18 protein-coding genes and 1 tRNA gene are annotated in these 20,573 nt (G+C 63.2%); 11 read left to right on the top strand and 8 right to left on the bottom strand.

Annotation, left to right across the window (positions count from 1 at the left end):
• Positions 1 to 48 precede the first annotated feature (48 nt).
• Positions 49 to 990 (top strand): glyoxylate/hydroxypyruvate reductase A, encoded by a 942-nt coding sequence (locus tag CK230_RS22165; protein WP_095819275.1) that lies wholly within the window; start codon positions 49 to 51, stop codon positions 988 to 990.
• On the opposite strand, the gene CK230_RS22160 is transcribed toward CK230_RS22165, so the two are convergent.
• Together CK230_RS22160 and CK230_RS22155 are read right to left on the bottom strand one after the other, a co-directional pair.
• On the bottom strand, positions 984 to 1,370 hold the full coding sequence (locus CK230_RS22160; RefSeq protein ID WP_095819373.1) for a hypothetical protein: 387 nt from the start codon (positions 1,368 to 1,370) through the stop codon (positions 984 to 986). The genes CK230_RS22165 and CK230_RS22160 overlap by 7 nt on opposite strands.
• 74 nt (positions 1,371 to 1,444) lie before the next feature.
• A complete protein-coding gene (locus CK230_RS22155) occupies positions 1,445 to 2,386 on the bottom strand; it encodes a methyltransferase domain-containing protein (RefSeq protein WP_095819274.1) in 942 nt (313 codons plus the stop codon).
• A gap of 108 nt (positions 2,387 to 2,494) precedes the next feature.
• Between CK230_RS22155 and CK230_RS22150 the strand changes: the two genes are divergently transcribed.
• On the top strand, positions 2,495 to 3,505 hold the full coding sequence (locus CK230_RS22150) for a ligase-associated DNA damage response exonuclease (protein ID WP_095819372.1): 1,011 nt from the start codon (positions 2,495 to 2,497) through the stop codon (positions 3,503 to 3,505).
• Positions 3,506 to 3,743: 238 nt separating this feature from the next.
• Entirely contained in the window at positions 3,744 to 5,345 is a 1,602-nt protein-coding gene (locus CK230_RS22140; RefSeq protein ID WP_095819273.1) for a cisplatin damage response ATP-dependent DNA ligase, read from the top strand.
• Between the two features lie 167 nt (positions 5,346 to 5,512).
• On the opposite strand, the gene CK230_RS22135 is transcribed toward CK230_RS22140, so the two are convergent.
• Positions 5,513 to 6,709, bottom strand: a complete 1,197-nt coding sequence (locus CK230_RS22135) for a hypothetical protein (protein ID WP_095819272.1) — start codon at positions 6,707 to 6,709, stop codon at positions 5,513 to 5,515.
• A 340-nt stretch (positions 6,710 to 7,049) separates the two neighbouring features.
• Between CK230_RS22135 and CK230_RS22130 the strand changes: the two genes are divergently transcribed.
• Together CK230_RS22130 and CK230_RS22125 are read left to right on the top strand one after the other, a co-directional pair.
• A tRNA-Thr gene (locus CK230_RS22130) sits at positions 7,050 to 7,125 on the top strand.
• 122 nt (positions 7,126 to 7,247) lie between these two features.
• Complete coding sequence (locus tag CK230_RS22125; RefSeq protein ID WP_141246073.1) at positions 7,248 to 7,505, top strand: hypothetical protein; 258 nt, start codon at positions 7,248 to 7,250, stop codon at positions 7,503 to 7,505.
• Between the two features lie 110 nt (positions 7,506 to 7,615).
• On the opposite strand, the gene CK230_RS22120 is transcribed toward CK230_RS22125, so the two are convergent.
• From CK230_RS22120 to CK230_RS22115, 3 genes are all read right to left on the bottom strand, one after another.
• On the bottom strand, positions 7,616 to 7,858 hold the full coding sequence (locus CK230_RS22120) for a hypothetical protein (protein ID WP_095819270.1): 243 nt from the start codon (positions 7,856 to 7,858) through the stop codon (positions 7,616 to 7,618).
• The gene (locus CK230_RS34030; protein WP_280952559.1) at positions 7,851 to 7,976 is read right to left on the bottom strand and encodes a hypothetical protein; all 126 of its coding nucleotides are present in this window, start codon (positions 7,974 to 7,976) and stop codon (positions 7,851 to 7,853) included. The genes CK230_RS22120 and CK230_RS34030 overlap by 8 nt, the downstream gene beginning before the upstream one ends.
• 378 nt (positions 7,977 to 8,354) lie before the next feature.
• On the bottom strand, positions 8,355 to 10,286 hold the full coding sequence (locus CK230_RS22115; protein ID WP_095819269.1) for an adenylate/guanylate cyclase domain-containing protein: 1,932 nt from the start codon (positions 10,284 to 10,286) through the stop codon (positions 8,355 to 8,357).
• A gap of 768 nt (positions 10,287 to 11,054) precedes the next feature.
• Here CK230_RS22115 and CK230_RS22110 point away from each other — a divergent pair.
• From CK230_RS22110 to fabG, 5 genes are all read left to right on the top strand, one after another.
• Entirely contained in the window at positions 11,055 to 13,322 is a 2,268-nt protein-coding gene (locus tag CK230_RS22110) for a propanediol/glycerol family dehydratase large subunit (RefSeq protein ID WP_095819268.1), read from the top strand.
• Positions 13,322 to 13,741: a diol dehydratase small subunit gene (locus CK230_RS22105; protein WP_095819267.1), complete on the top strand. Its 420-nt coding sequence runs from the start codon at positions 13,322 to 13,324 to the stop codon at positions 13,739 to 13,741. Before CK230_RS22110 ends, CK230_RS22105 begins: the two co-directional genes overlap by 1 nt.
• A gap of 27 nt (positions 13,742 to 13,768) precedes the next feature.
• A complete protein-coding gene (locus tag CK230_RS22100) occupies positions 13,769 to 14,467 on the top strand; it encodes a cysteine hydrolase family protein (protein ID WP_095819266.1) in 699 nt (232 codons plus the stop codon).
• Positions 14,468 to 14,566: 99 nt separating this feature from the next.
• The gene (locus CK230_RS22095; RefSeq protein WP_095819265.1) at positions 14,567 to 16,093 is read left to right on the top strand and encodes an APC family permease; all 1,527 of its coding nucleotides are present in this window, start codon (positions 14,567 to 14,569) and stop codon (positions 16,091 to 16,093) included.
• A gap of 79 nt (positions 16,094 to 16,172) precedes the next feature.
• Complete coding sequence (gene fabG / locus CK230_RS22090) at positions 16,173 to 16,937, top strand: 3-oxoacyl-ACP reductase FabG (protein ID WP_095819264.1); 765 nt, start codon at positions 16,173 to 16,175, stop codon at positions 16,935 to 16,937.
• 188 nt (positions 16,938 to 17,125) lie between these two features.
• Here the strand turns inward: fabG and CK230_RS22085 are convergent, their stop codons facing one another.
• Together CK230_RS22085 and CK230_RS22080 are read right to left on the bottom strand one after the other, a co-directional pair.
• Positions 17,126 to 18,136 carry a phosphotransferase enzyme family protein gene (locus tag CK230_RS22085; protein ID WP_095819263.1) on the bottom strand — a complete coding sequence of 337 codons (1,011 nt, stop codon included), beginning with the start codon at positions 18,134 to 18,136 and terminating at the stop codon, positions 17,126 to 17,128.
• A gap of 116 nt (positions 18,137 to 18,252) precedes the next feature.
• Complete coding sequence (locus CK230_RS22080) at positions 18,253 to 19,536, bottom strand: aspartate aminotransferase family protein (protein WP_095819262.1); 1,284 nt, start codon at positions 19,534 to 19,536, stop codon at positions 18,253 to 18,255.
• A gap of 102 nt (positions 19,537 to 19,638) precedes the next feature.
• Here CK230_RS22080 and CK230_RS22075 point away from each other — a divergent pair, with 102 nt between their 5' ends.
• Entirely contained in the window at positions 19,639 to 20,400 is a 762-nt protein-coding gene (locus tag CK230_RS22075; protein WP_095819261.1) for an SDR family oxidoreductase, read from the top strand.
• The last annotated feature ends 173 nt before the right edge of the window (positions 20,401 to 20,573 follow it).

The following is a 20,573-nucleotide window of genomic DNA, read 5'->3' as shown; positions in this document are numbered from 1 at the left end:
TCCCGGAATTGTTTCGGGACCGACAAAACAGGGAAGAAAAATCCGCGAATGGAAAAAGGCAAAATCCTGCTTGCTCTCACCGGCATCCACCCACAGCGCTGGCATGAGTTGCTCTCGGCCGAGCGCGAGGTCGTGCTGGAGCCGAATGGCGCCGACGATCCGTCGATCACCTATGCGGTGGTGTGGAAGCAGAAGCCCAACCTTTTGTCGTCGCTGCCCAATCTGCGCGTCATCTTTTCGATCGGCGCCGGCGTCGACCACGTCTTTGCCGATCCCGGCCTGCCCGACGTGCCGATCGTCAAGATCGTCGCCGACAATCTCACTCAGCACATGGTCGAATATGTCGTTTGGCGGGTGCTCGACCACCATCGCCAGGCCATGCTCTACCGAGGCCAGCAGCAGAAGAAGATATGGCACGAGCCGCCGCAGCGGGTGGCCGGAGACATCTCCGTCGGCATCATGGGGCTTGGCAGTCTTGGCCGTGCCGCGGCCTCGGCGCTGTTGTCGCTCGGCTTTGCCGTCAACGGCTGGTCACGCAGCGAGCGGCCGATGAAGGGCGTTTCGACCTATTCCGGCGAGACCGGGCTGATCCCGTTCCTCAACGCCACCGACATCCTCGTCGTGCTTTTGCCGCTGACGCCGGACACGAAAGGCATCGTCAACTACGGCGTGCTGAAGGAGTTGCGCAAGCGCAATGGCCTCGGCGGCTCGGTGCTGATCAATGCCGGACGCGGACGGCTGCAGAAGGACGCCGACATATTGCGCGCGCTGGACGACGGCACGCTGAAGGAAGCGAGCCTCGACGTGTTCGAGGTCGAGCCGCTGCCGAAGACCAGCCCGCTGTGGAGCCATCCGAAAGTGTTCGTCACGCCGCACGCGGCGGCGACGTCGGACCCGGCCCATCTGGTGCCGATCATGCTGCGCCAGATGGCTGCCTTCGAGCGCGGCCAAAAGCTCGAAAACCTGGTCGACCGCGAAGCGGGTTATTGAGGCGGCGAAGCCGGTTTCGAAGCAGGCCGCCCGAACGTCTCCTTCTTCTTCGGCTTGCCGCAGTCGCGGCGCTCGATCGAGCGGTTCATGGCGTCGATCTCGCCGCTCGCCTTGTTGCTGGTGCGCTGCGCCTTGGAGCGCATATCCGGCGTGAACGGGCCAAAGCCCATCGCCGGATTGGAGAAGCCCGGCTTGGCCGTGATCGGCAGATTGTTCTGCTGCGCCAGCTGGTTGCGCTGCGCCAGCAATTGATCGCAAGGCACATCGTCATATTGCAACGAGGATTGGACATCCTCGTCCTGGCGCTCGGCCATCGACGTGCCGCCGACACAGCCGGCGATCGTCAGGCAGGACGCCAACACAACCATGGTCCAGCGCATGGATTTCTCCTCGTGATGTCTGCCCCGAGCCACCCCGACCATGCCATTCAGGCTTTTTCGCAGCAAGGTCGGGCTCATGCGGATGCCGGATTGCTCACCTCGGCAAATGCGGCGGGGAAGCCGGCCACGATGGCCAGGCCCTCGACCGGATCACGCCGGTCGTGCCGGATAACCATGCTTTCGAGAGACAGGACCGCAAGCCCGCTGGCGGAGAGCACGCGCCGCGCATAGGCCTCGGAATGGGCGTAGCGCCGTGACGGCCGCAGGGCGAAATCGCCGCCGGCAAGCGTCTCGAGCGAGAAGGCGAATATTCCATTCTGGGCAAGCATATTTGCGACCGCGCCGACGATGCGTTCGAGGGCGCCCAGATAGATGAACACGTCGGCCGCGACCACAAGGTCGGCCCGCCCGCCGGTGTGGGAAAAACGCTGAAGATCGGCCTTGGCCAGCAGGTCGTAGATGCCTTTGGCTTTCGCTTTCCTCAGCATGGCGGCCGAGATGTCGTAGCCGTCCAGCCGGTCGACGAACGGGCGCAGCCTTTCGCCCATCAGGCCGGTGCCGCAGCCGAGGTCGATGGCCAGCCGGAACCGTCCGGGCCTTGCCTTGCGGATGGCCTGGCTGAGGAAGTCCGGCAGTCGATAGCCCAGCTTCCCGACAAGTGAGTCCTCGAAACTGTCGGCGTAGTGATCGAACAAGGTCTCGACAAAGGCGCTGGGAGGCGCCGGGGCCGCCGGCTCCTTGCCGATCAGTTGAAGCTTGAGCGCGGCGCCAAGGCGATCCGCGGGGTCGAGCTTCAGCGCCATCACCCAGGCCTGCGCGGCCTGGTCGGGCAGGCCGGCCGCCTCCTGCATCTCGCCGAGGCGAAACCAGCCGGCGGCCCATTGCGGCGCGAGCTCCAGGGCGCCGAGCAGAAGCTCCGCCGCCTGCGCCGGCTCGCCCGAGGCGAGCAGCATCTCGGCGAAATCGGCGCGACGGTCGGCGTTCAAATCACCGGACGAGGCCTGAAGCGGTTTCATTGCGCAAATTTCCTGCCGGCGGGGGCCGCCGGCGGCTGGCTTTAAGATGAGTCAGCAGTCTCTTGCAACGGGCTTCCCGCAGCAAATTTAGCCACTATGTTCAAAGCCATGCGCGCCAGCGACCTGCTCAAATCCCGGCCGGAGGGCCTCTATTGCCCGCCCGGCGATTTCTTCATCGATCCGGTGCGGCCCGTGGAGCGGGCGCTGATCACGCATGGCCATTCCGACCATGCGCGCTCCGGCCATAGCTCGGTGCTCGCCACGCAAGAGACGCTCGACATCATGGGGCTGCGCTATGGCGAGGATTTCGCCGGAAAGACGCAGGCGGCAGTGCCAGGCGAAACACTCGACATAAACAGCGTCGCCGTGACCTTCCACCCGGCCGGGCATGTGCTGGGCTCGGCGCAGATCTGCGTCGAATACAAAGGCATGCGCATCGTCGCCTCCGGCGACTACAAGCGTCAGAAGGACGCCACCTGCCTGCCGTTCGAGCCCATCCGGTGCGACGTCTTCATCACCGAGGCGACCTTTGGCCTGCCGGTGTTCCGGCATCCGCCGGATCATGAGGAGATCGCGAGGGTGCTGAAATCGGCGGCGCAGTTTCCCGAACGTTCGCATTTGATCGGCGCCTACGCGCTCGGCAAGGCGCAGCGCGTGATGCGGCTGTTGCGCGACGCCGGCTACGACAAGCCGATCTACATCCACGGCGCGCTGGCCAAGCTCAGCGAATATTATCAGAGCCAGGGGATCGATCTTGGCCGGCTCGAGCCAGGGACGGTGGAGAGCGGGACCAAAGCCGACTTCGCCGGCGCCATCGTCGTCGGGCCGCCTTCCGCCTTCGCCGACCGCTGGGCGCGGCGTTTCCCGGACCCGATCTCCTGCTTCGCCTCGGGATGGATGCGCATCCGCCAGCGCGCCAAGCAAGGCGGCGTCGAGCTGCCGCTGATCATTTCCGACCACGCCGACTGGGACGAGCTGATCATCACGATCAAGGAAACGGGTGCTGCGGAAATCTGGGTCACGCATGGCCGCGAGGAAGCGCTGGTGCGTTGGTGCGAGCTGGAGGGGATCGCGGCAAGGCCGCTGCATCTGGTGGGCTACGAGGACGAGGGCGATTGATGGGACCGTGTTCGCCAATCGCCACCGTCGAGTTCTACGGCCCCCCTCTCTGCCCTGCCGGGCATCTCCCCCTCAAGGGGGGAGATTGGCAGCTTCAGCGCCGGCGCATCTCCCGCGGCGGTGGAGATTGGCGAAAGCCGTGGCGACATCTGATCTCCCCCCTTGAGGGGGAGATGGCCGGCAGGCCAGAGAGGGGGGCCTCGCGCAGGCTTTCGCTACTGACCAGGCCTACCCAGCCATGAACCGGTTCGCCGAGCTCCTCGACCGTCTGGTGCTGACGCCGTCGCGCAACGGCAAGCTGACGCTCCTTAGAGACTATTTCCACAGCGTCGAGGATCCCGACCGCGGGCTGGCGCTGGCGGCGATCACGGGCGATCTCAACATCGCGGCGGTGAAGCCGGCGATGCTGCGCGCGCTGGTGGTCGAGCGCATGGATCCGGTGCTGTTCGGCTATTCCTACGACTATGTCGGCGACCTCGCCGAAACGGTGTCGCTGGTCTGGCCGCAGCCGCAAAGGCATATTCCCAACCAGGTGCCGACGCTTGCCGAGGTGGTCGGCAAATTGCAGGCCGCCAGCCGTTCCGACGGACCGAAGGTGCTGGCGCGGCTGCTCGACGACGCCAGCATCTCGGCGCGCTTCGCCATCATCAAGCTGGTGACCGGCGGCCTGCGCATCGGCGTGTCGGCGCGGCTCGCCAAACAGGCTCTGGCCGATCTTGGCAAGGTCGACGTCGCCGAGATCGAGGAGCTCTGGCACGGGCTGGCGCCGCCTTACACCGAACTGTTCGCCTGGCTGGAAGGCCGGGCGGAAAAGCCGAGGAGCGCAGCGCTCGCGCTGTTCCGGCCGGTGATGCTTTCCAACGCCGTCGACGACAACGACCTCGAAAAGCTCGAACCGGCCGACTATGTGGCTGAATGGAAATGGGACGGCATCCGGGTGCAGGCGGTGTGCGAGGGCGGCGTGCGCCGGCTCTATTCGCGCACCGGCGACGACGTGTCCGGCGCCTTCCCGGACCTTGCCGCGGCGATGACTTTCGAAGCGGCGCTCGACGGCGAGCTTTTGGTCGGCGATCCGCGCGAGGCGACCGGAACCTTCTCCGACCTGCAGCAGCGGCTGAACCGCAAGAGCGTGTCGCCAAAGATCCAGCAGCGCTATCCGGCTTTCATGCGCTGCTACGACGCGCTGCAGATCGACGGCGAGGATCTGCGCGCGCTGCCTTTCGCGGAGCGCCGCAACCGCCTCGAAGCCTTCGTCGGGACGCTCGATCCCAGCCGCTTCGATCTCTCGCCCTTTGTCGCGTTTTCCGATTGGGAGACGCTGGAGCGGCTGCGCCAGGCGCCGCCGCATCCGATCATCGAAGGGGTGATGCTGAAGCGCTGGGATTCGCCCTACCTTGCCGGCCGGCCGAAAGGCCCGTGGTTCAAATGGAAGCGCGACCCGCACACCATCGACGCGGTGCTGATGTATGCGCAGCGTGGCCACGGCAAGCGCTCCAGCTTCTATTCCGACTACACGTTCGGTGTGTGGTCCGGCCCCGAGGGCTCGGAAGAGCTGGTGCCGGTCGGCAAGGCCTATTTCGGCTTCACCGACGAGGAGCTGAGAGAGATCGACAAATATGTACGCGACAACACGATAGAGCGTTTCGGACCGGTGCGCTCGGTGCGCGCCGACCGCCGCAACGGGCTGGTGCTGGAAGTGGCGTTCGAAGGCCTTAACCGCTCGACCCGGCATAAATCGGGTGTGGCGATGCGCTTTCCCCGCATCTCGCGACTGCGCTGGGACAAGCCGGCGGCGGAAGCCGACCGCATCGAGACGCTGCAGGCCTTGCTGGATGGCTAAGGGCTAAAAATCCGACGTCGGCGCTTCACCCACCCGCGCCTGCGGCGCGACCTCCCCATCAAGGGGAGGTAGGGGTTGGCGCTACATCCTACCTCCCCTCGATGGGGAGGTCGGCGTGAAGCGCCGGGTGGGGTGCAGCGCCAGCGTTGATAGGTAGAGCGCACGGGTCACTGCGCGATCGAAACGCGTATCTCGTAGATGTCGACCGACTTGCCCTGCTTGTCGAAATCGGAGTTGATGGCGATGGTGCCGGCGGCGCCCGGATGCTTGTCCGGGAACTGCACGTCGAACAGATATTCATTGCGCTCGTGGCCGACGGCGTAGCGCTTCCGGCCGCAATCGCCGAGATCGCCGAAATTGCAATCGACCGATATCTGCGTCTCCTTGCCCTCTTCCGAGCGAGCGACGACGTCGAACATGGCGTGCTTGCCGACAAGCTTCTCCAGCACGCCCTGGCCGACATCGAAGGCAATGGCCGAACCGGAAGCGCCCGAGCGGATGCGCAGGAACTGGCCGGTGTCGTCCTTCATCACCTCGGCGCCGGCGTCGGATGGCGCACTGACATGAGTCGGGTCGGCGGGCGAGAAGACGTTGATCCAGTTCTTCGACTGGTCCGCCTCGCCCGGCTTCTGCGGCGAGCCGGTGTCGGCCGGCTCCGAGGAGTCCTCATCGTCCAGCGTCGGTGTCGGTTCGGGCGGGCCGGTGTTGAGCTCGGCCGCCGTCTTGAAGACACCGGTCTGCTTGGCGAAGTAGAGACCGATGCCGGCGGCGGCGAGCAGTGTGGCGACGACGAAGATCGCGGTCAGCGGCAGGCGCCGGCCCCTGATCCGCCGCTCGTCGCGATCGGGCGTGACCTCGGCGCCGTTGCCGACGGGAGCGCCCGGCGAATCGTCGAGTGACGGCGCGTTGGGGAGCGCGGTTTCGTCCGGCATGATGTCGGGCACGCGCGGCAGCACGCGCGAACGCGGCTGGTCCGAGGCATCCGGCTGCACCGGCCCGTCGACGGTGATCGAGGGTGAGCGTGCTGATTGCGACGGCGGCAGCGGCGCATCGACCGAAGGCGCGGCCGAAACGGCCGGCGCCTCGACGCGGGGCCCCGGCGCGCCATTGCCGGCCGGCACGACGTTTTCCGGCGGCAGCGTCACATCGGGGACGGCCGGTAGGAACTCTGATTCGATCTCGGTGATCTTGGCTTGCACCGCCTTGCGGCGGCCGATGGCGGCCTCGACCGTGACGTTCGGATTGGCCTGCAACACACGGTCCAGCGCGGCAAAGGCCGATCGATAGACCTTCTCTCGGAACGCCCGGTCCTCGGCATTGCCTTTCTCGAAGGCATTGCGGATAGCTTTCTCGATGGGGTCCAAGCGAGCTCCCTCTCAGCGTCCGCTCCCGGTCGCCCGATCGTTAGCCGCAGGCGACCGATCAATCAACGGGCGAGCGGCTGCCTTGCCGCGTTCAACGCCATTTCGGCATTTTTTGTTGAAGAATCAACATTTTTCCTCGCAGGCGCCGCCGCAATCCATCGGCCGGGCCTTCGTTCATAGGTCGGCTTGCGCTCGGCCATAACCTTTAGCCGCGTCCGTCGCGCGCTAACCGTAAAGGGGAATTGCCGGGCTCTGAGCCGGAATTCGCCGCTGCCCATCTTGAATTAGCGAGCGGTTGAGTCTATCACCCAGCCCATTCTGGAAGCGCTTCGCTTCCCGGGCCGCTTTAGCTCAGTTGGTAGAGCACATCATTCGTAATGATGGGGTCGCGTGTTCGAGTCACGCAAGCGGCACCAAGTTTTCCAAGGGGTTGCGCCGAGATCCCGTCTCCCATCCGATGTCCTTGCCGATCAGGACACATTTCGGGACAAAGCGTAGGCTCCTCCGGCCCAGATCGGTGAGCCGGCGGCAGGTTCGGATGGTAGTGCCCGCAGCCGGCCAGGCCGAGCTCTGGCACCTCGATCCCGAGCGTGTCGTGCAACCATACCGAAACGTAGGCGCGATGGCAGAACTGCGCGTCTCTCGGTCGTTCCCAGCACAGCAGCGCCGCCGGCCTCCCGGCCGACAGCGCTTCGATTTTCCTGACCGTCTCGGCAGGATCCAGCCGGTCGAGCTGCTCGAGGTAGCGCCGGCGGTATTCGTCGGCGTCGACGCTCCTGAACCACTCGCCTGGTGACAACTCGCGCATCGTCGGAATGCCGCGGCATCGATGCGGCGCCCAGCGGGCGATCGAGATCGGCGCGAACTGCGGCGGGAGCTGCGTGAAAAAGCTCGAGGTGACGATCGTCATGTCTGCCGCCGTGGGCGCGGGAAACGCTGCGGAACCGGATCGCCTTGCAGCTGTGAGCGCCAGAGCGCGCCAATGACCTGGTCGGCCCGCTGCTTGCCGGCTTGCGCTTCGATAAATAGTGCCCCTGCGCACATTTGCGCAATGGCGACTCTCATAGGCTCAGCGCGGCCACTGCGGTTTTCAAGGTGAGAGAGCTCGGCCATGGCATCGACGATGGCGATATGATCCTGTTCACGCATTGGCCTTCTCTTCGACCTTCTCGGCTGCGCCGTCGATCAGCACCGGTGCCTTTGGCGGACAAGCCACGACCGGCTCGGTCCCTGTGCCGCGTTCTCCACGTGCCAGGAAGGCGGCCACGACCGGATCCTTGGCAAAGCGTTGCTGGGTGGTGCGCCGGCGCTACCCGGTCACGTGATATGGGGATATGTGCTCGGCGCTCATTGGTCCTTTTTCCTGAAGCGCTGCGGCTCCCCATAGGTCCACTCGTCGAGCGCCAGCCACATCGCGTATCGGACCAAGTTTCCGCGATTGCCGAACACGGTCCCGCACGCTGGGCACGAGGCATCGATCGATCGTCATACCCCTCGGCGGTGATCGGATGGTCGTGGCCGCAGCTCCGGCATCGATAGTTCCGTATGGTTTCGCCACCGCCGCGCTCAAATCGCGATCTTCCTATGCCTCCTTCGCGCCAGTAGCGGACTTCGCGCCCCGCTTAGGGTATTATTCATTCCTCCTCTATTTTGCCGGGCTCCGGTTCGCGCACTCTGGCAAGCGCAGAGGATTGGCAATTTTCGCCAGCACATCTGGCTTAGCGCAGGCAGGAAAGCCTGCGAGCGCCATAGTCTTGATAAAACGCTGGCGTTCGGCGTCACTGTATCCAGGTTGGTTGGCCCAGCCTTCAATCGTCAGGTCCGCGGAGCGCGAGAGCGCTTCTTTGACCCAACGCTTCGCCTCCTCGATTCGGCCGAGGGCAGCCAGCGCTGACGGGCGTACAACCCAATTGTCGGGCGAGTAGCTATCCAGCGTCGCGCGATCAAGTACGCTCAATGCGTCCTCGTAGCGGTCCGCAGCAAAATAGGCATATGAGAATCGGCCTGCCGCCGCCATTGAATAATTCGGATCGAGCCTGATCGCCCGGTCGGCCATTTCGCCACCTTGCTTCGGCTGCCCGAGCGTGGCGGCCCAAAAAGAATACTGAATCAAAACCTCAGCCGAGCTTGGCGCCAGGCGCAAGGCGGTGTCGAATTCCGCCTTGGCGCGGATGAGATCGTTCTGGATTCCGAAACTCGATCCGAGCGCAACATGTGCCATTGCGTCGCCAGGATCCGTGCTGACGGCGTGCTCTGCGGCTTCTCCGGCCAGCTTCCAATTGCGTTCCTGATCAACGCCAGCGAATGCCAAGACGTTGTAGGCGAAGAAGAGGCTGACCCAAGCGCGAGCCAGTCCTGGGTCGAGCTCGACTGCCCGGGTAAGGAGCGGGATAGCCTCCTTCAGGCTTGCGCTATTTCCCTGTTCAACCTTTTCGCCACCCAGCAAATACAACTCATATGCCGTAAGATTGCCGGGACGCTTGCGCCGCGCCGCATCTCGCGCCGCCCGATTGATCAATCCGACGCCACCGCCGAGCTGATTGGAAACCTCTTGAGCGATTTCGGTCTGGACGGCGAAGACGTCCTCGTCCGGGCGGTCCCAATGATCCGACCAAAGATGGTTGGCGCTCGTTGCATTGATCAGCTGCGCAGTAATTCGCACCCGGCCGTTTTGGCGTTGAATCGAGCCTTCCAGCACATAGTTGATATGAAGCGCACTCGCGACTTCGCGAATATCGATCGGCTTGCCCTTGTAGACTTCTGTCGAATTGCGGGCGACGACTTCGAAGTCCGGATAGCGCGCGAGATCAGTGATGATGTCCTCTGTGAGCCCGTCAGCGAGGCGACCCGTAGCCTCGTCACCCGCATAGTTATTGAATGGAAGCACCGCGACCGAGGGCTTCGTGTCGGCCGGTGGAGTTGGCCAAAACCACCACGTTCCGCCGGCCGCCAGAAGAAGTGCCAGCACGGCCGTCGCTCCGATCGGCAGGAGCCGGCGACGCTGCCGCGACTTGCGCGGCAGCGCGTGCGCCACGCCATCGATCCGGGCGCTGTAGACGTGCACCGGTCGCGCGATGTTCTTGACCTGCTGCTCGCCCGCATCGTCGAAGGTAACGTCGAGCTTGCCTTGCAGCTGGTCGTACGCGGCAGCCGCGACAAGCAAGCCGCCCGGCGGACAGAGTTGTTCCAGCCGCGCCGCGACATTGACGCCGTCGCCCATCAGATCATCGCCTTCAACAACGACGTCGCCGAGATTTACGCCGATGCGAAGGGTGAGGCGGCGATCCGGAAGCTTGTCACGCTGCCGCGCGCGCACCCCCATCTGGATAGCGACCGCGCTAGCCACTGCGTCGACGACTGAGCCGAATTCCACGATGGCCCCGTCGCCCATCAACTTGACGATGCGACCGTCATGCGCGACGATCTGGGGATTGATCACCTCGGAGCGCAGCGAACGGATGGCGTCGAGCGTCGCCTTCTCGTCCGCTTCAACGAGCCGCGAGTAGCCGACGATGTCGGCAGCCATTATGGCTACCAGCCGCCGCTTCTCGGGAACGTCTTCTTTTCCTCCCAGCATCTTGCAGCGCCCTCAGACATTCGATGTTAGCTCAATGGGCATCTCGTCGGGAGCGGGTTTGGACAAAATAATTCAACCGGACACCGTGGTCGCCTATCGCCTCGAAGACCGCCTTAGGGTCGAAACCCGCCTATTCGAACGTCATTGCCGCCGATCACCGCACGCATCGCAGCGAAGTCTTTCGGAGCCAGAATTCTTGAGTTAGGTCTGCGTCCAGTGGTTTCGAAGAAAAGGAAAACTTACGGACAGAGGCCCAACCAGTTTCATTGGAACGCTATGATGTTGGCTGAGAGAGCTACGTCTTCTTGTGAAGCAAGTAGATGGGAAGTGACTGATATTCAAAATTTGGTAGGCCCGGAGGATGCCGCGGGAAGTTTGATTTCATTGTTTTTTTCGCGGGCCAGAATCGAAAACCTTCCCGTATCGTTCCGTAGGTTCTCGCTGCCACCCTATGCCCTGCGCCAATAGACACGCCTCCCAAAATGAACCAAAAAGGGCACTGAAGAGCGGGCAAGTCACTCAAAATCGGGCAAGTTCACTCAAGTTGAACAACAGCCGCGCATGTTGTCTGCGAGCACTGACATCTTGACTAGGTCGTAGGCAGGTCTCGAAATCCCGGCGGTTACTCATTTCCGTGAGCGCCGCGCCTATCTCCAAGGTTCCGGTGGTGATGGCAGCCAGGGCAAGCCCTTCGGCGAGATTCGATGCAGGCCATTGTGTGACGATCGGGCATTCAATAGTCTTTCCGTTGGGTCGAGGAATGCACGCATGACGCCGAAACTGAACCGCTGGAAGCGCTTCGCCGACTGGGACGAGCGGCCGTTGCGGCTGGACAAGTTCGCGGCGGAAGACCCTACCAACGGCTTCTCCGCCTTCTCCAGCCCGGCCGACCCCAAACCCGGCATCGGCATCAAGGGCGGGCGCGTCGTATCCCTTGATGGAGTGCTCGAGCACGACTACGACATGATCGACCGCTTCATAGCCCGCCATCACATCGACCCGGAGGTGGCGTCTGAAGCGATGGCGCTGGACTCGGCGACCGTCGCACGCTGGCTGGTCGACATGAACGTGCCGCGCGAAACACTGGTGCGGCTCGCGCATGGCATGACACCCGCCAAACTCGCCGAGGTCGTGTCGCAGCTCAACGCGTTGGAGATCGCCTTCGCCTACTCAAAGATGCGGGCACGCAAAACACCGGGTAACCAGGCGCATGTCACCAACGCCAAGGACGACCCGCTGCAGCTCGCCGCAGATGCCGCGACCGCCGTCGCCTTGGGCTTCGACGAGATCGAGACTACGATGCGCGTGTCGCGCAACGCCTGGTCCAACGCGGTGGCGTGTGCGGTGGGCGGCGCCGTCGGCCGCTGGGGAACGCTGTTCCAATGCTCCAGCGAGGAGGCGGAGGAGCTGCGCATCGCCATGGCCGGCTTCACGTCCTATGCCGAAACCGTTTCCGTCTACGGCACCGAAAAATCGTTCACCGATGGCGACGATACGCCGTGGTCCAAAGCATTTCTCGCCGCTGCCTATGCCTCGCGCGGCGTCAAGATGCGGTGTACGTCGGGTGCCGGCTCCGAATTGCTGATGGGCTTCCATGAAGCAAAATCGCTGCTTTACTTGGAGGCGCGCTGCCTCTGCCTGCAGCGCGGCATGGGAGTGCAGGGCACACAAAATGGCGGCATTGACGGCGCGCCCTTGACCGCCACCATACCTGGCGGCGTCCGCGAGTTGATGGCTGAGAACCTCATCGCCGTCTGGCTCGATCTCGAATGCGCATCAGGCAATGATGCGCGCTCCACCGAATCGGAAATTCGTGTCGGCGCCAAGATCCTTCCCTACCTGATTGCCGGCTCAGACCTGATCTGCTCCGGGATGGGATCGATCCTGAAATACGACAATTCGTTCAACCCTTCGCTGATCAACGGCGAGGAACTGGAAGACTATCTGGTGCTGCAGCGCGATTTCGAGGCCGATGGCGGGTTGACGCCGCTGCCCGAGTCCCGCGCGATAGAGTTGCGCGAGCGGGCGGTGGCGGCGATCGCCGCGGTGTTCGAGGAGCTCGGCCTGTCGACACCGACCGAGGACATGAAGACCAGCGTGGTTTATGCCTCCGGTTCCGACGACACGTGCAGCCTGATGCCGCGCGACGTGAGCTTCATCAGCGAGGCCATCAAGGAGCGCGGCATCACCGTGATCGACGCGATCAAGGCGCTGGCCAACCGCGGTTTCCGAGAAGAGGCCGAGAACCTCCTGAACGTGGTGAAGCTGCGCCTTTCCGGCGACTATCTCCAGACCTCGGCCATGATCCGCAATGGGCGGATCGTCAGCGCGGTCAACGACCCGAACGACTATCTCGGCCCCGGCTCTGGCTATCGCGTGTCCGAAGAACGGCGCCTGCAGCTCAACGACATCCGCGATGTGCTGGATCAGAAAGAAGTGCTGCGCTCGGAGGCCCTGCACGAGAAGGACGAGGCAAGGCACATCCGCTATCGCAACCTTGGGCCGGCAGCCAACGGGTCGGCGACCGACGATTTGGTCATCGGCATCAGCCCGGCCTTCGGCTTGAAGCTCTACCGGACGACGGCCGGACATCGGCTGTCCGAAGTGCTTGGCGCCATGCTGGATGCGATCCGCGCGCGCGGGCTCAAGGCGCGCGTCGTCCGCTTCCGCCATACGGCCGATACTTCCTTCCTTGGCCTGTCCGCCGCCCGGCTTGCCGGCAGCGGCATCGGCATCGGCATCCAGGCCAAGGGCACGGCCGTCATCCATCAGCGTGACCGCCAGCCGCACAACAATCTGGAACTGTTTTCCAATGCCCCGATCACCAGGCTCGAGCACTATCGCGCTCTCGGTGCCAATGCGGCGGCCTATGCGCTGGGCGAAATGCCGGAGCCCATCGTGGTGCCGCAGCGAGGCGAGGCCATGGGGTCGCGCCACCATGCGCGCGTCGCCCTCATCTACGCCATCGAAACCGGGCTGACCGAGGCCGGCGCGGCTCCCGAAGAGGTCGACGTCGTCCTGACGGGAGCGAAATAGTGACCCTTACGCGTGCCGACTATCCGCTCGCCGAAACCCAGCCTGGCGCCGTGACCGGCAAGCACGGCAAGGCGCTTCCGGAGATAACGCTGGATGCGGTGCTTGCCGGCGAGGTGACGATGGAAGACCTTCGCATCACGCCGCAAGCGCTGCAGGCGCAGGCCGACGTGGCGCGCGATGTCGGCCGGCCGACTCTCGCCCTCAACTTCGAGCGCGGGGCAGAGCTGGTCGAGGTGCCGCAGGATTTCATCATGCAGGTCTACGAACTGCTGCGCCCAGGCCGCGCCAAGTCCAAGGAAGAATTGCTCGAGGCCGCCGCCACGATGCGCGAGACCTACCAGGCCGAACGCATCGCCCGTTTCATCGAGGAAGCCGCCGAGACCTACGCGGCGCGCGGCCTTTTCACGTTCCGCTTCTGAAGGACCGCCCGCTTCTGAAAGGACCGCATGAGCTGGAAAACCGGATTCCGTTCGCTCTACTACCTCGGCGCACCCGAGCCGGATGATCCGGTGCTGGTGCCGGCACAGACCGCCATCCTGATCATCGACGTTCAAAACACCTACCTGGAACGGCCGGATCGCGCGTCGCTTTCACCGCAGGAACAGCAGCGCTACGATCTGTGGACGCCGTTCCACGAGCGCATGCACGGCGCGGTCATACCGAACACGGCAAGATTGCTGGAGTTGGCACGGGCAAATGGCATCGAATGCCTTTTCGCCCGCATCGCCTGCCATACCAAGGACGGGCGCGACCGCTCGCTCTCCCAAAAAATGCCGGGCTGGAACAATTTGCTGCTGCCAAAGAACGACGCGGCATCGCAGCTCGTTGCCGAGCTTCAGCCGGCAGGCGACGAAATCGTGGTGACCAAGACCACCGATTCCGCGCTGACCGGGACGAATCTGCGCCTCATCCTTCACAATCTCGGCATCAGGAACGTCATCTGTTGCGGCATCTTCACGGACCAGTGCGTGTCTTCGACGGTGCGCAGCCTGGCGGATGAAAGCTTTGCCGTCATAGTGATCGAGGATTGCTGCGCGGCGGCGACCGACGAGCTTCATCGCAAGGAGCTCGAAATCATCAACATGATCTATTGCCACGTCATGTCGAGCGCCGAGCTCTGCAAAATCATGGCCTTGGCAAAGTGATGCCGCGTCCGTAGTGTCAATGCAGCACTCGCAGGCCGGGACACATCGGCCGCCACGTGCGGGGAACTGCATACAGCTGTCACGAATGGAGAGGGCTTCATGGTCACGGAAACTGCAAGCGGGACGATCGACGTCTCGAAGAGTAACAGCATCAACCTTTTGCACTCGAAAGCCGTGGGGCTTGCGGGGGTGCTCTTTCTGGCCGTCACCGGCGCGGCGCCAATGTCGGCGATGCTGGGCAATGTGCCGTTCGCGGCAGGCTACGGTATCGGCAAATACACGCCGGCCGCCTTCCTGATGGCGACGATCGTGCTGACCATCTTCTCGGTCGGCTATGCGGCGATGGCATCGCGGGTATCGTCCGTCGGTGGCTTCTACTCATTCATCAGCCAAGGGCTCGGCCGCGAGGTCGGCATGTCGGCCGGCATTGGCTCGCTCGCCTGCTACTCGCTGTTCGAGGCCTCGCTCACTGGTTTGTTTGCGTTTTTCGGCAATCTTTGGATTTCCCAGCACTTCGGCATCAACGTGCCGTGGATCGTGCTCGCGCTCGCCATGATCGTGGTCATCGCGGCACTCGCCTATCGCGACGTGAAGGTGTCGGCACGACTGCTCGGGATCGCCCTCATTCTTGAAGTGATCATGCTTGTGATCTTCTCGCTGGGCGTGCTTTTCGCTCATGGCGGGACGAATTTTTCCGGTGACTCGCTGAATGTGTTCAAGGTGTTCACGCCTGTCGCCGAGCAGACAGTCGGAACCGTGGCCATCCCCGCGGGCGCGGCGGCCGTCGGCATCTTCATGGCGTTCTGGTCCTGGGTCGGCTTCGAGATGGCGCCGAACTATGCCGAGGAATCCCGCGATCCCAAGCGCATCATTCCGCAATCGCTGCTGATCTCGGTCATTGGCCTCGGCCTGTTCTACACCTTCGTCAGCTGGTGCGCGGTGGCGGCCTATCCCACCGAGGCCGACATGGTGGCCAAGGCCTTCTCCGACGGGGTGAACTTCTTCCTGACGCCCATTCAGACTTTTGTCGGCAGCTGGGGCTACCAGTTGATGTCGCTTCTGATCCTGACCAGTTCCTTCGCCTGCGGCATGGCCTTCCACAACACCGCTTCACGCTATTTGTATTCGCTGGCGCGCGAAGGCGTCCTGCCGCAGGCGATCGCAGAGACGCATGATCACCACAAGAGCCCACACAAGGCCTCGGCGCTGCAGTCGGTGCTGGCGGCAGTATGGGTGCTGCTCTACGGTCTGGCCTACGGCTTCGACGATCCGTCAGGACAGGCCTGGCTTGGCGTCTATACGCTGTTTGCTGTGCTTGGCACCGGACTGCTTTTGGTGCTGCAGGCCGTTGTCTCGCTGGCGATCTACATGTGGTTCAAGAAGAACGGCGGCGGCAGCATGCTGACGACGGTCATCGCGCCGTTGATCTCGCTCGTGGTCCAACTGGTCCTCGTCTACACGCTGGTGGCCAATCTCGCGACGCTCGGCGGCACCAATGGCTTCGCCAGGAGCATCCCCTATGTCGGGCTTGCGATCCTTATCGTCGGCCTGATCTGGGGCTTCGTGCTGAAGTCCGCCAACCCCAAGGCGTACGACAACATCGGTCACATGGTGAACGAAGGCTAAAGCGCTACCGTCCAGAAATCCTTGCGACAACGGGGACAGGGTATCACTCTGTCCCCGTCTCATTTTGGAGCTTCAGATCATGACCCAGTCTTTGAAGGGCCGGTCCGTCGTTGTTACCGGCGGATCGAAAGGCATCGGCAAGGGCATATCGCGGGTGTTCGCGCTGTCTGGCGCCAAGGTCGCCATCATCGCGCGCCATCTCGACCAGGCCGAAGCCGCTGCCGCCGAGATCGGCCACGGCGCCTTTGGCGTGGTTGGCGATGTCACCTCGCTCGCCAGCATCGAGAGCGCTTTTGGGACAGTGGCCGGGAGAAACGGGGGCATCGACGTGTTGTGCGCCAATGCCGGAATTTTCCCGCAGGCCCGGCTCGAGGACATGACTTCAAAACAATGGGACGAGGTTGTCGACACCAACCTCAAGGGTACCTTCCACGCGGTCAAGGCAGTCGTTCCCTACCTCAAGAGATCCGACCAGGGCCGCATCGTGCTGACGTCGTCGATCACCGGCCCGGTCACCGGCTTCCCCGGTTGGTCGCACTACGGCGCCACCAAGGCGGGGCAGCTCGGTTTCATGCGCACCGCCTGCATCGAGCTGGCCAAATACGGCATCACCGTCAACGCCGTTATGCCGGGCAACATCATCACCGAGGGCCTAGTCGGCCTGGGCGATGATTACCAGAAGACGATGGCCGCCTCTGTCCCGCTCAAGCGGCTTGGAACCGTGGAGGACATCGGCTACGCCGCACTCTACTTTGCGTCGAAGGAAGCCGGATACGTGACGGGACAGACGATCATCGTCGATGGCGGCCAGATCCTGCCGGAGAGCTTGGAGGCCCTGGCATAAAGCTGTTCGTCGCGAACCGCTCTATCTCCAATTTTTTGACGCTATTCCGCACCGAAAACCGTTTCACACTTTCCTGGAATTGCTCTTAAAGCGCGTCGCGCTGAACCGGATTCAGGAGACGCGCTTTAAGTCTCTGTTTTGATGCATGTCGTTGTACCAGAACCGCGCACACTTCTGGGCGACATGCATTAGGAAAACTTGCTCAGATAGGCCTCGCACAGCCCGACCGTTCCCTCGGTGTATGGGAAGCCCATCGACTTGGCGAGGTCCGTTTCAGCGTGCGAGCCGATCCAGGCAACCAGCAACAGGCGGCGCAGCATCACGAAGGTCGGGATTTCGTCCTCGTCCGCCCTGGGCAGGTCAAGCACGCGGCGATAGCCGGTCGTCCACGACTGGATGAGATCGGTTGCCTGCGGCTCATGCTCGTAGAAAGAGACGGGTGTAGCGGCGTCGTACATAAACCAGCCGAAACCGCAGTCGTCGAAGTCGATGACCTTGACCGTCTTGCCGTCGATCAAAAGATTGGCGAGCCGCAGGTCGCAATGGATGAGGCCAAAGCGGTCATGACCCTTGCCGAAGGCGGCGAGCCTGCGGCAGATCAGCTCCGCGGTGCGGCCAAAGAGTTTGGCTTTCGCGGCGTCGACGCCCATGCCGTCACGCCAGCGCCCCCAATGGGGGTTTTCCTCGCCGAGACTTGTCTCGAAATCCCACACATGGCGAGTGAACCAAGATGGGCGCTTCCATTGCCGGGCGTGGATGTGCATGCGAGCCGTCACCTCGCCAAGCACCTCGAAAGGTTCGGCGAGCGCTTCGCCTATGCCCGGCTCCGAACCGGTCTCCCATTGCGACAGCACGACATTGCGGGGTTGCGCCAGCCTGGCATGGCCGGCACGCTGGATCTGCTCGCCATCCTTGCCCGCCACCGGCACGGGGGTGGGCACGATCCCGGTCTGGCGCAAATCGGTCAGCCAGGCCAGTTCGGACTGGATGGCCGTCCTTGAATGGTAGCCGTCGCGATGGATGCGGAGCGCCCAGCGCCGGCCGTCGGGAGCCGCAACCTTATAGGTTGCGTTCTCCGACAGGTTGATCATCGCGACGGAGACGTCCGCCGGCAGATCGTAGTTGGCGATGGCCGCCTCAGCCGTCTCCTGCAGGATGCTGAGTCGCTGGTCATGGGTGAGCGCGTCGAAATCCGTCACTGTCCGTCCTGCCCTATCTTTGCACCCTTGTCCCCTGCCGGAACCCTGCGATCCCAGCAAGTCCAACCGCCAGCCCGCACTGGAGGCCTGGCAGTTTCAACTAGGTTTGGACCATGTCAATTCGCCTTGCCTGCCTGATGCAGCAGCTCCCGGGCGCGCGGCATTGCCGCATCGAAACGATCCATGATGTCCTGGCAGGTTTCGCGATCCAGAAGCACGCCGGGCTTCCACTGCAGCACCCGCTTGTCCAGCGAGGAGAAGATCGCCCAGACGCCCTGCTCGTAGAGTGCACGCGACACGAAGACGGCACCTTCGCTGTGATTGCTGAATTCCAGGCCGAGGATCACGCCTTTCTGGCGCACCCCGGTGAAGATGTCGGCGTGCCGAATCAGCATCTCGCGCATGGCCTGCGCCATGAACTCGGTCACGGTGCCGACATTGGCCACCAGCTCGGGTCGCTGCAGCATCTCGATGACCTTGTGAGCAACGACACAGCCGAGTTCGGCCCCGCCGGTCGTCGAGATATGGGCCGCCCCGTCCTCGCTGAGCCAGCCACCGGCCCTGTCGTCCACCAGCGTCGCGCTGATCGGATAGAGGCCGCCGGACAGGCCCTTTGCCGTCACCATGATATCCGGCTGGACGCCATAGGCCTGCCAGCCCCACATGCTGCCGGTCCGCATCAGGCCGGTCTGAACCTCGTCGGCGATGTATATCACGCCATGCTTTTCGCACAGCGCCTTGCAGGCGCTGAGATAGCCGTCCTTCGGCATCGGGAAGCCGTACGTGGCGGGGATCGTCTCCATGATCAGCGCCGCGACGTCTTCGCCCTTCAGCGCCTGCTCCATGGCGTCGATATCGTTGAAGGGAACCTGGATGAACGTCTCCGGCTGGTCGGAAAGAAAGATCTTGGTGAAGCGATCGTCACCGGTCGCCACCGCGAGCCCCGAATGCCCGTGATAACCCTTGATGATTGACACGATCTTGCGCCGCTTGGTGGCATAGCGAGCGCTCTTGATGGCGATGTCCACCGCCTCGGCGCCGCCCGGCGCGAAGATCGCATATCTCATTCCCGGTGAGACATTGACGAGGGATTCGGCCAGCGCCGTCCGCGCCACGGAGGGAAACCAGTGGTTGCCGATATCGAAACAATCGAGCGCGCTCTTCAGCGTCTCGACCAGTTCCGGATTGCGGTGACCGAGATTGTAGGTGCCACCATTGAGGTGCAGGTCGATCAGGCGGCGGCCCGACATGTCGTAGAGGAAATAACCTTCCCGCCTGCCGATCACCAGATCGATCCCGGCTTTCTGCCAGAACCTGGTCTTGTCGGGATTCCAGAAACGGATTGCCTTGTCGAAAAAATCCTGCTTCGACTCGAACTTGAAGGGGCCGAAGTCGTACATACCTGTTTTTTCCCCCAGAGGTTGATCGGCGCGCACCCAAGCTGGCGAGGCTCGTTCGCCGGATGATGCAGGATTACGGGCCAGGGAGAAAGGGGCTGAAAGATGATCCTGAAGGACAGGACCGCGATCGTCACCGGGGCAGGATCGGGCATCGGCAGGGCGGCAGCTCTGATTATCGCGCGCGAGGGTGCGGTGGTCGGCGTGGCGGACCGCAGCGCTGACAGCGCGAACGCGACCGTCGACCAGATTGTTACTGCTGGTGGCCGAGCGAAAGCGCTTGTGTTCGACCTGACCGACGATCAGGCGCTTGAAGCCTGTTTCCGCAATTTCATCGACACACAAGGCAGGATCGACATCCTGCACAATCATGCCGGCGTACAGGTAGAGGGTGACGTGCTCGGTGTGAGCGTCAAAGGCTTCGACACGTCCTGGACGCTCAACGTGCGTGCTCACTTCCTCGGCGCCCGCATCGTCATGCCGTTCATGAAAAAGGAGGGTCGCGGGGTCATCCTCAACACGTCGTCGAGTTCCGGCGTGCTCTACGACCGCGAGATGATCGCCTATACGACGACCAAGCACGCGGTGATCGCGATGACGAAGCAGATGGCGGGCGACTATGGCCGCTTCGGCATTCGCGTCAACGCGCTTTGCCCCGGTTGGGTCGACACGCCCTTCAATGGCCCTTTCATCGCCCAGATGGGAGGCCGGGAGGCCATCGAAGCCTACATCCGCGAAAAAGTGCCGCTTGGTCGTTGGGCAAGCGTCGAGGAAATCGCGGAGGCGGTGCTGTTTCTTGTGTCCGACCGGTCCTCGTACATGACGGGCCAGATTCTGGTTATCGATGGAGGAGAGACGGTGATCTAGGCGTGGCTTCAGGAGGTTATTCGGACCGGACCGAGGAGACTGGAGTTACCAGGCTTCAGCACGCGTCGGAGGGTCCGAATGGACATCCAAGAGAATGCCCCGTCCCGCGCCACTGCGTCGGCGGGAGATCGCGCTGGCTGTGATAGAAGGCGGTCTTTGCATAGCCCACGGAG

This window comes from Mesorhizobium sp. WSM3859 (genome assembly GCF_002295065.1).
In the GTDB taxonomy this organism is placed as follows: Bacteria; Pseudomonadota; Alphaproteobacteria; order Rhizobiales; family Rhizobiaceae; genus Mesorhizobium.
This window is presented reverse-complemented; position numbering and strand designations above follow the sequence as displayed.